At 47.3% G+C, this 13,737-nt stretch carries 14 protein-coding genes; 7 read left to right on the forward strand and 7 right to left on the reverse strand.

What is annotated here, in order from left to right; genetic code table 11:
- Window positions 1-58: 58 nt before the first annotated feature.
- The gene (cidR, locus tag MKY87_RS13940; protein WP_074092657.1) at window positions 59-943 is read right to left on the reverse strand and encodes a cidABC operon transcriptional activator CidR; all 885 of its coding nucleotides are present in this window, start codon (window positions 941-943) and stop codon (window positions 59-61) included.
- 155 nt (window positions 944-1,098) lie between these two features.
- Here cidR and MKY87_RS13945 point away from each other — a divergent pair, with 155 nt between their 5' ends.
- The 5 genes from MKY87_RS13945 to MKY87_RS13965 all read left to right on the forward strand — a co-directional run bounded on the left by MKY87_RS13945 (window position 1,099) and on the right by MKY87_RS13965 (window position 4,510).
- Entirely contained in the window at window positions 1,099-1,470 is a 372-nt protein-coding gene (locus tag MKY87_RS13945; protein ID WP_017691758.1) for a CidA/LrgA family protein, read from the forward strand.
- On the forward strand, window positions 1,467-2,147 hold the full coding sequence (locus tag MKY87_RS13950; protein ID WP_339788148.1) for an LrgB family protein: 681 nt from the start codon (window positions 1,467-1,469) through the stop codon (window positions 2,145-2,147). The genes MKY87_RS13945 and MKY87_RS13950 overlap by 4 nt, the downstream gene beginning before the upstream one ends.
- Window positions 2,148-2,252: 105 nt before the next feature.
- Complete coding sequence (locus MKY87_RS13955; RefSeq protein ID WP_076209663.1) at window positions 2,253-2,771, forward strand: AbrB/MazE/SpoVT family DNA-binding domain-containing protein; 519 nt, start codon at window positions 2,253-2,255, stop codon at window positions 2,769-2,771.
- A gap of 126 nt (window positions 2,772-2,897) precedes the next feature.
- On the forward strand, window positions 2,898-3,593 hold the full coding sequence (locus MKY87_RS13960; protein ID WP_340964972.1) for a Crp/Fnr family transcriptional regulator: 696 nt from the start codon (window positions 2,898-2,900) through the stop codon (window positions 3,591-3,593).
- Window positions 3,594-3,670: 77 nt separating this feature from the next.
- Window positions 3,671-4,510: a DNA alkylation repair protein gene (locus MKY87_RS13965; protein WP_340964975.1), complete on the forward strand. Its 840-nt coding sequence runs from the start codon at window positions 3,671-3,673 to the stop codon at window positions 4,508-4,510.
- Between the two features lie 124 nt (window positions 4,511-4,634).
- On the opposite strand, the gene MKY87_RS13970 is transcribed toward MKY87_RS13965, so the two are convergent.
- The gene (locus tag MKY87_RS13970) at window positions 4,635-5,015 is read right to left on the reverse strand and encodes a DoxX family protein (protein WP_340964978.1); all 381 of its coding nucleotides are present in this window, start codon (window positions 5,013-5,015) and stop codon (window positions 4,635-4,637) included.
- Window positions 5,016-5,439: 424 nt separating this feature from the next.
- Here MKY87_RS13970 and MKY87_RS13975 point away from each other — a divergent pair, with 424 nt between their 5' ends.
- Entirely contained in the window at window positions 5,440-5,739 is a 300-nt protein-coding gene (locus MKY87_RS13975) for a winged helix-turn-helix transcriptional regulator (protein WP_026081419.1), read from the forward strand.
- A 104-nt stretch (window positions 5,740-5,843) separates the two neighbouring features.
- On the opposite strand, the gene MKY87_RS13980 is transcribed toward MKY87_RS13975, so the two are convergent.
- The 5 genes from MKY87_RS13980 to MKY87_RS14000 all read right to left on the reverse strand — a co-directional run bounded on the left by MKY87_RS13980 (window position 5,844) and on the right by MKY87_RS14000 (window position 12,022).
- The gene (locus MKY87_RS13980; protein ID WP_339788137.1) at window positions 5,844-6,848 is read right to left on the reverse strand and encodes a Gfo/Idh/MocA family protein; all 1,005 of its coding nucleotides are present in this window, start codon (window positions 6,846-6,848) and stop codon (window positions 5,844-5,846) included.
- Window positions 6,849-6,916: 68 nt separating this feature from the next.
- Window positions 6,917-8,575, reverse strand: a complete 1,659-nt coding sequence (locus MKY87_RS13985; protein WP_339788135.1) for a glycerol-3-phosphate dehydrogenase/oxidase — start codon at window positions 8,573-8,575, stop codon at window positions 6,917-6,919.
- 400 nt (window positions 8,576-8,975) lie between these two features.
- Window positions 8,976-10,463: a glycerol kinase GlpK gene (glpK, locus tag MKY87_RS13990; protein WP_338589055.1), complete on the reverse strand. Its 1,488-nt coding sequence runs from the start codon at window positions 10,461-10,463 to the stop codon at window positions 8,976-8,978.
- A 28-nt stretch (window positions 10,464-10,491) separates the two neighbouring features.
- Window positions 10,492-11,061: a glycerol-3-phosphate responsive antiterminator gene (locus MKY87_RS13995; protein ID WP_339788132.1), complete on the reverse strand. Its 570-nt coding sequence runs from the start codon at window positions 11,059-11,061 to the stop codon at window positions 10,492-10,494.
- Between the two features lie 193 nt (window positions 11,062-11,254).
- The gene (locus MKY87_RS14000) at window positions 11,255-12,022 is read right to left on the reverse strand and encodes a GTP cyclohydrolase II (protein WP_339788129.1); all 768 of its coding nucleotides are present in this window, start codon (window positions 12,020-12,022) and stop codon (window positions 11,255-11,257) included.
- A 323-nt stretch (window positions 12,023-12,345) separates the two neighbouring features.
- Between MKY87_RS14000 and MKY87_RS14005 the strand changes: the two genes are divergently transcribed.
- Window positions 12,346-13,620, forward strand: coding sequence for an ABC transporter substrate-binding protein (locus MKY87_RS14005; RefSeq protein ID WP_445669420.1), 1,275 nt, complete (start codon window positions 12,346-12,348; stop codon window positions 13,618-13,620).
- Window positions 13,621-13,737 lie beyond the last annotated feature (117 nt).

The raw sequence follows: 13,737 nt of genomic DNA on the forward strand, positions 1-13,737 counted from the left end.
AACAAAAGAGTATTTACACTAGGCACTACAATGACAGAATAACCTTCCAATCGCTTCCTTACTCACCCAGCATCGACTGTGTGAATCCAATCCACTCTCTCGTGGCAAAAGACAGATAACGATCCTTCCGCCAGATCATGCCGAGCTGCCATGGAATCACCGGTTCCACTACCGGTATGATGCGCACGCGCATATGGTCCACCTCACGACAGATCGTCTCCGGCAGTAAAGCTACACCCAGATTGGCGGCAACCATCGCACTGAGCAGATCCCACTGGGAGCTTTCATATACCACACGGGGCTGGAACCCGGCATGTTGACAGGCCACAATAATCCGGTCATGCAATGCAAAGTCTTCCCGAAACAGCACGAAGGCGTCGTTTTCCAGTTCATGCAGCGCAACCGCTTCTTTCCCCGCAAGCGGATGTGAAGGGTGTACAAGCAGGTTCAGCTTCTCTTTGACAAACACAAAATGGTCCAACAGCTCATCCACGGTTGGCAGTACGGCAACGCCAATATCCAGTGCACCACTGATCACATCGGCCTCCACTTTTTTGGCACCATCCTCGAATAGCTGAATGGTCACCTGCGGGTAGGCTTTGTGAAATTCACCAATAATCATGGGGAAAAAGCTTGATCCCACCATTGGCGGCAACCCAATCCGCAGATGGCCTTTCTTCAAGTTCATCAGATCGTCCAATTCGGATGACAGACTGCGGAATGATTTTTCAATCTCAAGCGCCTGCCGAAAAAACACATGGCCTGCATCGGTTAGTTCCACCTTTTTGCCATAACGGTCCAGTAGCGTGATCCCCAATTCCTCTTCAAGACTCTTGACCGTCTTGCTGATCGTGGGCTGGGTGATATACAGCACCTCGGCGGCTTTTGTGAAGCTCTGCTGCCGGGCAACTTCCAGAAAATATTGCAAATGGCGGATATCCATCGGTTGATCCCCACCTTTCATAGACAAATGGAATAGTAAACATTCTTAATATGCATTTTACTCATGAAAGAATGCAATGTAAAATTTGTGATATCAAATGAAACATTTTCATAATAACTCAAAGGATTACGTTGATTATATAAGGAGGGATTGAAGTGAAAAAGTGGGGCCTTGGTATTGCACAGGTTGCGCTCTTAATGGTTTTTTCACTGCTCATGGACCTGCTGGCCCGTACTCTCCATCTTCCTGTACCGGGTTCAATACTCGGTATGGTTGTGTTATTCATTCTGCTTCAGACTCGTGTCGTGAAGCTGCGTTGGATTGAAGTTGGAGCTGCCTGGCTGCTCGGTGAACTATTGTTATTTTTTATCCCGTCAGCCGTTGGCATTATGAACTATATGCCCATGCTGGAGCATGACGGACTGCAGATTTTATTCATCGTACTACTTAGCACATTCCTGGTTATGTCCTGCACAGGCCTGGTTGCTACACGAATTGCCAAACGAAAGGAGCGTCACACCGGATGATTGGATTTCTCTGTCTGCTGTTAACCGTCGGTATCTATGGAGTCGCCAAACGAATGTATCGTAATCTGCCAAAAGTATATCTGTCTCCGTTGCTCATTACACCGCTTCTTGTCGTTGGCATATTACTTGCAACCGGAACGGATTATGCCACGTATAGCAGTGGCGGCAAATGGCTGAGTCTGCTTCTTCAACCGGCCACGGTGGCTTTTGCCGTTCCGCTTTATACCTTTTTCCATGTACTCAAAAAACATATTTCCGAGATTGTCTTCAGTGTCATGACCGGCTCGGTCGTTGCAGTACTTTCTTCTGCCCTGCTCGCCAAATGGTTGCGCCTGGATTCCGGTCTCATTCATAGTCTGATCCCAAGATCAATTACCACCCCAATTGCCATGAACGTATCCGCCACCATCGGTGGCATACCCGCAGTGACAGCTGTTTTTGTTATTATGACTGGTCTGCTCGGAGTGATTATGGGACCTTCTATTGTCAAAATGCTGCGCATCGATGGGGAGATTGCACGAGGCACACTGTTTGGAACCGGTGCCCATGGCACAGGGACATCCAAGGCGTTTGAACTGAGTTCCCTAACCGGTACCATCTCCAGCATCTCCATGGTGCTCGCTGCATTATTCACTTTAGCCGTTGCCCCCATCCTTTCCAAACTTATTTTCCCATAATAGATGGAATTATCCCACTTTTTTGAAATATTATTGTTGTATTAAAGCCCTTTCTTCCTTACAATAAGGACAGGTTTTAATTGTGAATATTGCGGAGGAGATGCGATGAAAAGAACCGGAATGAAGAGATCTCTGGACCGTCTTGGACGAATTGTCCTTCCCAAAGAAATGCGGGATACGATGGAAATCCATATCGGCGATCCGCTTGAGTTTTTCATTGAAGGGAAAGAGTTGATTTTACGAAAGTACAAATCAACATTATGTATTTTTTGCGGTGATGTAGATACGGAAATGTATTTCAAAGAACAATTCATCTGCCGGACTTGTGCAATTCAATTAAAACACCCGGATGACTCTCCCGACTGGTTCGTACCTCAGAACAAACAGGCTCCTGCACCCGTGGAGCGTCCTGCTTCCAAATCCGCCTCAGTCTCATCTCCCGCTAGGGAAGAAGGGACCACAGCTGACAACCAAGAATACCCGGATCTGCGGCCGAAGACGGCACGCATGCTGCAACAGATGAAAGAAATTGTTGAACAGAATCCCGGTTTGGCTCAACAGCAAATTGCGGAAAAGCTTGGCATCAGCCAAGGACGCGTCTCTCAATTAAAAAAGTTACTATAATCAAAATGGCATTCGATCATTTATAGTCAGAAGACCTTCCGATCAGGAAGTCCCGCTGCAAGAGAACCCGTTGTTTTTCGTGGGTTCTTCTTTTTTTATATTCATATCGTAATGGAAAGGAGTTCTATGGATAAAATTCTGTATTTATCACAATTCGACCTCATGTCCTCCTTGTCCGAGGCGGACCTGATTGAAATGGATGGGATGACTTCTATTACGACCATACCCAAAAACAGACAGATCCAGACACCCGATACGTTTACAGAAGGTTTCTATTTTGTAAAACGGGGAAAGGTTCGTTTATATACATTAAATCCGGAGGGCAAGCAGTTCACTCTCGATATTTTGACGGAAGGTAACGTGTTTGGAGAAATGAACGGAATCTCACTCGGAACACGCACCGTTTATATCGAAACGATGGAGGAGTGTGATATTTGCCTGATGAACAAACAACGTTTTGAACAGTTTCTGATTGAACATCCAGAATTTATGATGAGACTGATGAACGTACTAAGCGAGCGGATCAAGCAAATGAGTGAATTGACACAGACGCTCGCACTCGGAAACCTGCATGAAAAGGTGCTACATAATCTCTTCCGCCTGGCTGAACAGATGGGATGGATCGAAGAAGATGAGTTCTGCAATATTCAACTCGCACTTACCCATCAGGAGATTGCCTGGATGGCGGGAGCCACACGGGAATCGGTTACGATTGTCATGCAAGACTTGGCAAAAGCAGGTCGTATTCGTACCGGATTCAAATCAGTCTCCCTTCATCGTGACGAAATCGCTAACCTCCGGAAAATCACTGCCCACTTGTAAGATGCCTTACATCCCTGTTCTCCAGCAAGTTGTATTGTATAACGCATGATGTTATACAACCAAGGAGGAACATACTGTTGAATGCTAAGCCAGATCTATTTATCCCTGAAGACATTTTTCTTCGCAAAGGTGCCCGTAAAGCAACGGAAATCCCTGAGCATATCCGCAATTGGCTACAAGCAGGACATATCGAATCGGTCAATCTGACCGAATGGCTGGCTGTAGATCATGTTTCTCTTTTTCAGAAGGTTACCCATGAATGGGGAATGGATGCCGAAACCAGAGTAATTACAGAGCAGTTAACACAGATGGATGAGCAGCGGATCATGAAAATCATCCCGGCCATAGCCATGCAATGGCTTAATCTGTTGAAAGGTCTAACAATAAATGAACAAACGATTCTCTTTCGCTCCATTGCAGAGCATCGTTCAGACAGCGTTCGCTGCTGGGCGGCTTATATCATTGGGCTGGATTCCGGTCTGAACCTGACTGAAAAGTTGGAACATATTCGGCCCTTTGCAGCAGATCATCACTTTGGTGTAAGAGAAATTGCCTGGATGGCTGTACGGGAGTCCATTTCTGCCGAATTATCCTCAGCCTTGCAACAGTTATTCCCATTGAGCGTTGACCCTGATCCACTGATCCGTCGCTTTGCCATAGAATCAATCAGACCTCGTGGCGTCTGGGCCAAGCATATTCAGGAGTTAAAAGAAAATCCGGCCATGGCCCTTCCCTTGCTTGACGCGGTGAAATCCGATGCCCATAAGTATGTGCAGGATTCGGTAAGTAACTGGCTGAACGATGCCAGCAAGACGAATCCAGAGTGGGTGCGGCAGGTCTGTGCCACTTGGACTCAGCAGTCGGATACCCAACATACGCGGCGAATCGTTACACGTGCCACGCGAAGTCTTACATAAAAAAGATGACCACCGCTCACTGGCAGTGGTCATCTTCTGCATAGGCACCCGCGTTTACATTCCTTTTGACAGGAATACTTTTTCCACGGTGAACAGCCCAATAACGTTCCCTCTTATCTTTAACTTACGCCTGAACTGCGTCCATCTGACCTTCTTCTTCCGCTTCCAATCTGCGCATGCCCACAATCAGAACAATAATGTTAGCCACTAATAACACAGCCGGGAACGGAACAGCGGCATATTGTGCATAGATCAGATGACTTCCCACGGCCCCAATCAGAATAAATGTCAGTATGCCAGAAGCCAGGATGCGAGTACGTGGAATCAGCAACCCTACGGCACTAAGCAACTCTGCAGCCCCGAGCAGATACATGGTCCATGTTGGATAAGAGAAACTCTCGAATGTCTGAATCATCATGTCTGCTCCACTAATCTTGTTAAACCCCGTCATGACGAAGACACCTGCTAACACAACCAGAAAAACGTAACCCAAAATCTTGTTCATATGTAGATCCTCCTGTAACAAATTATATGTTCCTACTATGTAATAATTATTTTTGCTGCACATTGTAAAAAAAGAATCTATGTAAAAGTTCCCAAAGGTCACTTTGTTTTCAACCGTTCAGCCCAGTTCAATTTTCAGAATAGTACGCGTTCATATTATACGTATTATTTATCACCAACTTACTTTTGTGAAGTTAGTATATAATAATAATATAATTTCTTCAAGTAATTTTTCACTGTATGATGTATAATACATACAAAAGGTATGTTACAGTATATTTTGTAGTAACCCTCATTTACTTGGATGTCCTATATTCTTAAAGCGGCAGAATCCATGTCCTTTCATATACAACCTGCGAAGAAAATAATCATGAATCGAGGTGAACACGTTGAAGCTGAAAAAAGTAAAAGCACCAAGTCCCTGTATGATCACTCAAGCCATAGACATCATAGGCAAGAAGTGGGTACTGTTAATCATGTACCAACTGTTGTCCGGACCCAAGCGGTTTACGGAGCTTGAAGCAGAGATGGCGATCAGTGGACGACTTTTATCGGAGCGATTGAAGGAAATGGAGACGGAAGGTATCGTAACCCGGCACATGTTTCCCGAGATACCTCCCCGTGTAGAGTATGAATTGACACCGAAAGGCAGAGCCATTGAACCTGTCATTGATCAGATCTACAGTTGGTCATCCGACTGGTTGAAACAGCAGAAATCCGAGTAGTTGAATTGCTGCTCAATAATCTCTACTCAACACAAATACGCCTGAATCAGGCTGATCTGCGGATCATTCCCTGATTCAGGCGTATTTATATTACCTTCAACCTTTTAATGAGAGAGATGTTTTGAAGGCTGAAGCTGTACAGGCAGACCGGAATCTGCCGATGCCAGCGCCGCCGTCGTAATCTCCTGTGTACGGCAGGCATCCGCATAATCGGACAGAATTCGTGAACGGTCTCCCGTACGCAGGGCATGAATGAACGCTTCATTCTCACGCTCGTATGGATTATGTCCTGCCGGAATCTCCAGACCTGCCATCGCATGTTTTGCGGCACTTGGCAGAAGCAAACGTTCTGGCGTCCAATCCCACACACCTGCATCCGTGTAGAACTGGAGCCCAGCGCCGCCCTCTCCGTCTGGCAACAGACATGTATTGGCGATACTGGCAATCGCTCCACTTTCCAGCTTGAGCGTCACATTCGCCACATCAGCAACGGTCACATGCTCATGCTTCTCATGCATGCTTCGCTGAGCTGCTACAGCATATACCTCCGTAACTTCTCCTGCACAATACCGAAGCAAGTCTACAATATGTGTAGTCTGCTCGACGAATTGTCCTCCTGAACCGTCCTGACGCCGCCACCAGGCGACCCCTGGCATTCCGCCCATCCAGCGGCCAAGTGCCATGCCGACCGTCTGTTCTTTCATCGACTGCTGCAGGACCTGCGCGGCCTCCTGATAACGGAAATGGTATCCTACAGAGGTTAACAATCTGCTCTTTTGCACCTGATCCAACACCTGACGCGGAACATCCATTCCGGTGCTCAAAGGTTTCTCCACCAGGAATGGAATACCGCGGCGAATTAATTCGGACTCAATCGATCCGTGAGACATCGGAGGCACACAAATATACACCGCATCCAGCTTCTCACCATCCAGCATATGTTCAAGTTCCCCGTAACCAACAGCATCATAAACCGAGGCCATAGCCTCTGCCTTTTCGAGCGATGTTCCACAGACACTCGCAACACGAACACCTTCCATCCGTGCGAGAATATCCGCGTGTACCTTACTGAACCAGCCTGTTCCAATGATTCCGATCTGTAATGTCATGGATGTAATCCCCTCTCTATGTTACACGCTTACATGTTCCATTCGACTCTCGACCTTGAAATCCTGCCTTAGATTTTGCCGGATGCTTCCAGCAACAGCTGATCCAGTTCCTGTGTATGTTTAACCTCTTCCTCTTCAGACCAGTTCAAACGACCTGCCATATACGAGATAACCGCTGCTTTATAGCGACGAACTTCATCAATACGGAAGAATAAATCACCTGTTCTTCGTACCAAAAAATCAGACGGAGTTACAGCCATCTCTTCATCAATCGCGTAACTTAACATCAACAGTAGCTCCTGTGGCATGCCATGAAGCTCGGACTTGGTGCGTGGATCGGGCATTCGCTCATATAGTGCCTCCACATTGGAACCATACGTGCGGACCAGTCGCTCCGCAGCAGGTCGAGCAAGTCCCAAGGCAACACCATCCTTGATCTTGCGTTCCGCATACGATACAAATCCAGCCGATCCCCCTACATCACCCCCGGAGATGGGCATCTTCTTCGTTACACAAGGGCCTATGGAATGCCCGCTCTCCTGCTCCATCTGGCGTGCGACCAGATCAACGACCATCTCGGCCATTTTACGGTATCCGGTTAATTTGCCCCCGGCAATCGTAATCAGATTGGATTCGGATACCCAGACTTCATCTTTACGTGAAATTTCGGAAGGATTCTTGCCTTCCTCATGGATTAGTGGACGTACACCCGCCCATCCGGATTCCACATCCTCGGTACCAATCCGTACATCTGGAAACATGCCATTAACTGCATTAATGACATAATCACGGTCGGAGTCGGAAATTTGGGGGTGTGCAGGATCGTCCTGATATACGGTGTCGGTTGTCCCCACATAAGTTTTGCCATCACGCGGGACAGCAAACACCATTCGACCATCTGGTGTATCAAAATAAACCGCCTGTCTTAGCGGGAATCGTTTACCATCAAAGACCAAATGAATGCCTTTGGTCATCTGTAGCGTTTTCCCCTGGCGCGAACCATCCAATTCCCGCAGACCGTCCACCCATGGACCGGAAGCGTTGATCATCTTGCTTGCTTTTAGCGTATAGGTCTGCCCATCGATCTGATCAATAGCTTCAATACCTGTAATCTTGCCATTCTCCTTCAGGAAACCTTTCGCCTTAACGTAGTTCACTGCCTGTGCCCCACGTTTGACGGCTTCTTTCATAACTTCTATGGTGAGCCTGGCATCGTCAGTCCGGTACTCCACATAGAGTCCACCACCCAACAACCCCTGTTTGCGTAATAAAGGTTCACTATCTGACACCGCTCCAGCATTCAACATTTGGCGTCGTTCACTGCGCTTCACCCCGGCGAGCCGATCATACACCATCAGTCCAATGGATGTGCTGAATCGGCCGAACGTACCTGCCGTGTAGATCGGTAACAACATCGGTTCCGGTGTTGTCACATGTGGCCCATTCTCATAAACGACAGCCCGCTCCCGTCCTACCTCAGCAACCATCTTCACTTCATACTGCTTTAAATATCGCAATCCGCCATGGACAAGTTTGGTCGATCGACTGGATGTACCTGCTGCAAAATCCTGCATTTCTACAAGCGCTGTCTTCAATCCACGGGAAGCCGCATCCAATGCAATCCCTGCGCCTGTAATCCCACCACCAATAACTAATACGTCAAAATGTACATTCGCCATGTTTTGCAAATATTCGGTCCGGTGTGCTGACGAGAACGTTTCTGTCATTCTTGAACCTCCCATTAATTTCCTTTATGTTTCCGTAAAAAAACAAAAAAAGGACCACGTCATTCGCTCAGCAATTGCTGAGCGGCACGTGGTCCCTCCCGATCTCCAGACATCATTTTTTAACTTGTGCCTTTATCCTATCACAGATTTTTGACGGCGTGAAGTCCTGAAATGACACATTATTCAAAAAAAATTCAAAAAGTTGTTCTGCCAAAGGATGGAATTTCAAATGAATCCACTAACCTTGTATTTTTCCTTATAGTGGGTATATATTTTGCCTTCTTCAGGAAGAATAACCCTGTAAATCATGCATCATTTTCCACCAGTAAATATCATTTATAACATATGTTTAGTTAAAAAGTACAAATACCCACACCAAGAAATATTCATTTCATTCCTTTTATTTAAAAGCCATTGCTGCGTTCACTGCACGCTTCCAGCCTGCATACAGTTCTGTTCGTTGTTGCTCAGCCATAACAGGCTGGAAGACACGCTCCGTATTTTCATGATCCGTCAGTTCATCCGCACTCGTCCAATATCCAACCGCCAATCCTGCCAGATAAGCCGCACCCAATGCTGTTGTTTCATTCACCGTTGGACGTTCGACAGGAATGCCCAGAATATCACTCTGGAATTGCATGAGGAAATCATTGGCCGCCGCCCCGCCATCTACACGCAGAGCATGCACGGGAATACCCGAGTCGGATTCCATTGCCTCCAGTACATCTTTGGTCTGATACGCCAACGCCTCAAGCGTAGCACGGATAAAGTGTTCCTTTGTCGTGCCTCGGGTCAAGCCAAACACTGCACCCTTAACCTCACTATCCCAATACGGACTGCCCAGTCCCACAAATGCAGGTACCATATAAACACCGTCTGTTGAAGGCACACGTGAGGCGTAATCCTCGCTATCTTTTGATGAGCGAAGCATTCTTAATCCGTCACGCAGCCACTGAACCGCAGACCCTGCAACAAAAATGCTGCCTTCGAGCGCATATTCAACCTTGCCATTCATCCCCCAGGCAATCGTTGTAATCAGTCCATGATTGGATTGTACCGGGCTCTCTCCCGTATTCATAAGCATAAAACAACCCGTACCATATGTATTTTTCATACTGCCCTTGGTGTAACAGCCCTGACCAAACATCGCTGCCTGTTGATCTCCTGCCGCTCCCGCAATCGGAATCCGATGACCGAAGAAATGATAGTCTGTTGTGTGTGCATACACCTCGGATGAACCTCGCACCTCTGGCAGCATCGCCTTAGGAATGTCGAGGATATCCAACAATTCGTCATCCCATTGCAGATCATAGATGTTATAGATCAGGGTACGTGAGGCATTGGATATATCCGTGACATGTGTACCCCCGCTCAGTTTCCAGATTAGCCAGCTATCAATCGTGCCAAACAGCACTTCCCCCTTCTCTGCCCGCTCCCGGGCACCAGGGACATGATCCAGAATCCACTTAATCTTTGTTCCCGAGAAGTAGGGATCGATCAATAATCCTGTTTTGCGGCGAAAAAGGTCCCCGAGTCCCTGTGTCTTCAAATCTTCACAGATGTCTGCGGTCTGTCTGGACTGCCATACCACTGCATTATAGATGGGTCTGCCTGTTTCTTTGTCCCATACCACAACGGTTTCCCGCTGATTTGTAATTCCAATCCCGGCAATCTGGACAGGCTTGATCCCGCTCTCGGCCAGACATGAAGCCATCACGGCAAGAATGGAACTCCAGATTTCGTTGGCATTCTGCTCTACCCAGCCCGGCTTGGGGAAATATTGAGGGAATTCCTGCTGTGCAATGTGTACAATCTCTCCGCCACGGTTAAACAGAATAGCTCGAGAGCTTGTTGTTCCCTGATCCAGAGCCAATATATATTTTTCCATACAGACAACCTCCTGTTGTGGGTTCTTTTTACGGTGTAAGCGATTTCTCGAAGTGTCGGATCAGATCTGCGTTGGATGTGGTCACTGCCGTAGCCCCGACGCCAAGCGCAAGTTCAACCTCTTCCGGTGAACGGATCAATCCCCCCGCAATAATGGGTATCCCCGTACGCACAGATACTTCCGCAATAATATGCGGAATGACGCCAGGTAGTACTTCAATATAATCAGGTTGAGTTTTGGCCAGCAAGAGATAACTCTTCTCCAGTGCATGGGTATCCAGCAGAAAAATACGTTGAATCGCTGTAATGCCTTTCTGCTTTGCTTTCTGAATGACGCTCGCTCGCGTAGAGATCAGTCCTGCCGGGCGAATGTGCTGACACAGATACTCTGCCGCATACTCATCGTTTTTTAAACCCTGAACCAAATCTGCATGCAAAAGTATTTTTTTGTCATACCGCCGCGCCTCGTCCATTACACTCATAAGCTGTGCAATATGGGTTTCCAGCATCACCCCATAGGTATAAGGGCCTTCAATCATCGCTTCAAACTGCTTCATGCTCTTTGCAGCCGGCAACATACGTTGTCCCTCAAATGGCACCTTCGTTCCTCCCGCATTCATCAGATGACTATATTGTATATTCCGTACTGTGAGAACGGCAAGCCATTCCGTGAATCAGGAAAACCTGATCGCTAACCTATCATCCATACAAAAAAAGCCGCTGCTGCACTTCTCCATAACGGAGAGTACAACAACGACTATTCAGCTAATCGAATACGTTTATTAATAATGATTAAGCCTGCGCATGCGGAAGCAGCGTATCTGCCCCAGCCCATCCATCACTTTCTGCCAAGTGACCAGAACGGTTCACTTTCGTTTGCAGGTACTTTTCGTTAAAAGCAGAGCGATCTCCCCATAGTGGAACACGTCCGCCCACATTCAATCCCGCTTCCTGCAAGGCAGCCAGCTTCCGTGGATTGTTGGTGATCAATGTAACCGGAGCAGAACGAAGCGCACGTAACACAGCAATAGCATCGTCATAATTACGAGCATCGTCCGTGAATCCGAGCTGCAAGTTCGCATCTACCGTATCCAGACCTTCTTCTTGCAAAATGTACGCCATGGCTTTGCTGAACAGACCGATGCCACGTCCCTCATGGTTCGCAAGATAGAACAGTGCACCTGCTCCGTGAGCGGCAATCATTTTCATGGATTGCTCCAATTGGAAGCCACAATCACAGCGTTTGCTACCAAAGATGTCGCCTGTATGACAGATGCTGTGCATCCGGATCAGCGCTTCTTGCGCTTCAGCAAAGTCACCATACACCAGAACACTGGATTGTTGACGCTCTGCCAGTTCAGCAGCAGCAAGAGATTCGATTAACTCACCGCTCTCCATCGCTTTGTCCGATTTCATCCAGCTGTACCACTGGAATGTCTTGGTCTCCCCATCGAGGTTAACCGGAAGCTTGATTGGTCCCACCAGGTATATGAACTCTTTTCCACTCGGAAAAGTCTGAATTTTGGGGGCAAGCAGTTGAATAATATGTGAATTGATCATTGTCGTTCCTCCTGTTTAGGCCAACTTGTATGTTGATTGATTCGCATCCAGAGCGAAATTGGATCACTTGGATGTTATATAGTACGTATCTATATTATTCTCATCATCATTAGTTACTTTATGTAAGTTAGTTTAGAATAAAAATTATAATGTGTCAAGTAACTTTTATTTTTAAAGTAACTACCCAATTTATGTTACGCAATCGACACAAATATGTGTTTCATTTTAGGAATATTGGGTATGAGTTTATAAACTGCTCATACACTAATGTTGTAGTCCAAAGCACTTCATGCCTCGAACTTAACGATGAGGGGGTAATACACATGATCCGCCGGAAAAGAACATGCTGGACAGCCATACTGATGGTCTGCGTCCTGCTCATAAGCGGATGCTCCATCTGGCCCGGACAGGACGATTCAGCGAACAACAAAAAGGTAACGCTTACATTATGGTACTGGAATCGTTCCATCGATGATAAGTTGATTGCCAGGGCTAAGGAAAAGTTCCCCAATATCGAACTGACAGCTCAGAAAATCGGCGGTGATTTCAAAGCAAAACTCAAAACAACACTCGCTGCACGCTCAGGTGAACCAGACATTGTGGCATTGAACGACTGGATCATGGAGCTATTCCCCAGTGAGGACCGTTTCTATAATCTGTATGATCTCGGTGCAGGAGATATTGAAGACCAATATCTGCCGTGGAAATGGAAGCAAGGCGTTACGCCAAGCGGACAGATGATTGGTTTCCCGATGGATACGGGCCCAACAGCCCTCTTCTACCGAGAAGATCTGTTCAAGGAAGCCGGATTGCCATCTGATCCCGAAGACGTTACACGCCAGATCAACAGTTGGGATGCATATGCTGCTGCCGGAGAACAGCTCAAGGAAAAATTCGGAGGCAAGGTTTTTCTAACCGACAATATTGCAACCGTTTACAATCAAGTCATATCGCAGTCTGCGGAGCGTTATTTCCGGCCGGACGGGTCCTTTATCGGCATGGATTCCGCTACTGTGCGCAAGAGCTGGGATACAGCCGTTGCTTTCAAAGAGAAGGGACTGCTAGCCAATGCAGATGGCTGGACTCCAGGCTGGAACGCCGCGATGAATAATGGCGAAATCGCTTCTTTTGTAGGTGCTGTCTGGATGAAACAAGTTCTTCAGGAAGCCGCTCCGGATACATCCGGGAAGTGGCGGGTCGCTCGGGCACCGGGGGGAGATGGCAACAACGGAGGATCATTCCTGTCCATCCTGAAGTCGAGTGAACATCCTCAGGAAGCCTTTGAACTGGTTCGCTGGCTGCAAAGTCCCGAAAATCAACTGGAGCAATATCAGACATTGAACCTTTTCCCTTCTGCACCAGGTGTGTTTGATGATCCTGCCATGAAAGAAAAAGAACCTTTCTTTGGTGGACAGGCGACAGGGCCTGTATTTGCCGAATCGGCACAGGATGTGCCGGATGCTTTCTTTGGCGAAAGATACCCATCCGTTCACAACATTATCACCCGGCGGCTGAATGATGTCGCGAAGCAAAATGCCGATCCACAGCAGGTCTGGACGGATACGGTACACCGCGTCGAGCGGGAATTGCAGCGTTAACCTGAAGAACGTGTGGTTTCGTTATCCGCAAAGGAGGAATTCATATGGCTGTAACTGAACCTCGTCTTACTCCCGATCCCGGACATGCAAGACCTGATCTGGATCGGCAGAAGTCAC

Origin of the sequence: Paenibacillus sp. FSL R7-0198 (assembly GCF_038000415.1) — a bacterium.
Taxonomy (GTDB): Bacteria; Bacillota; Bacilli; order Paenibacillales; family Paenibacillaceae; genus Paenibacillus.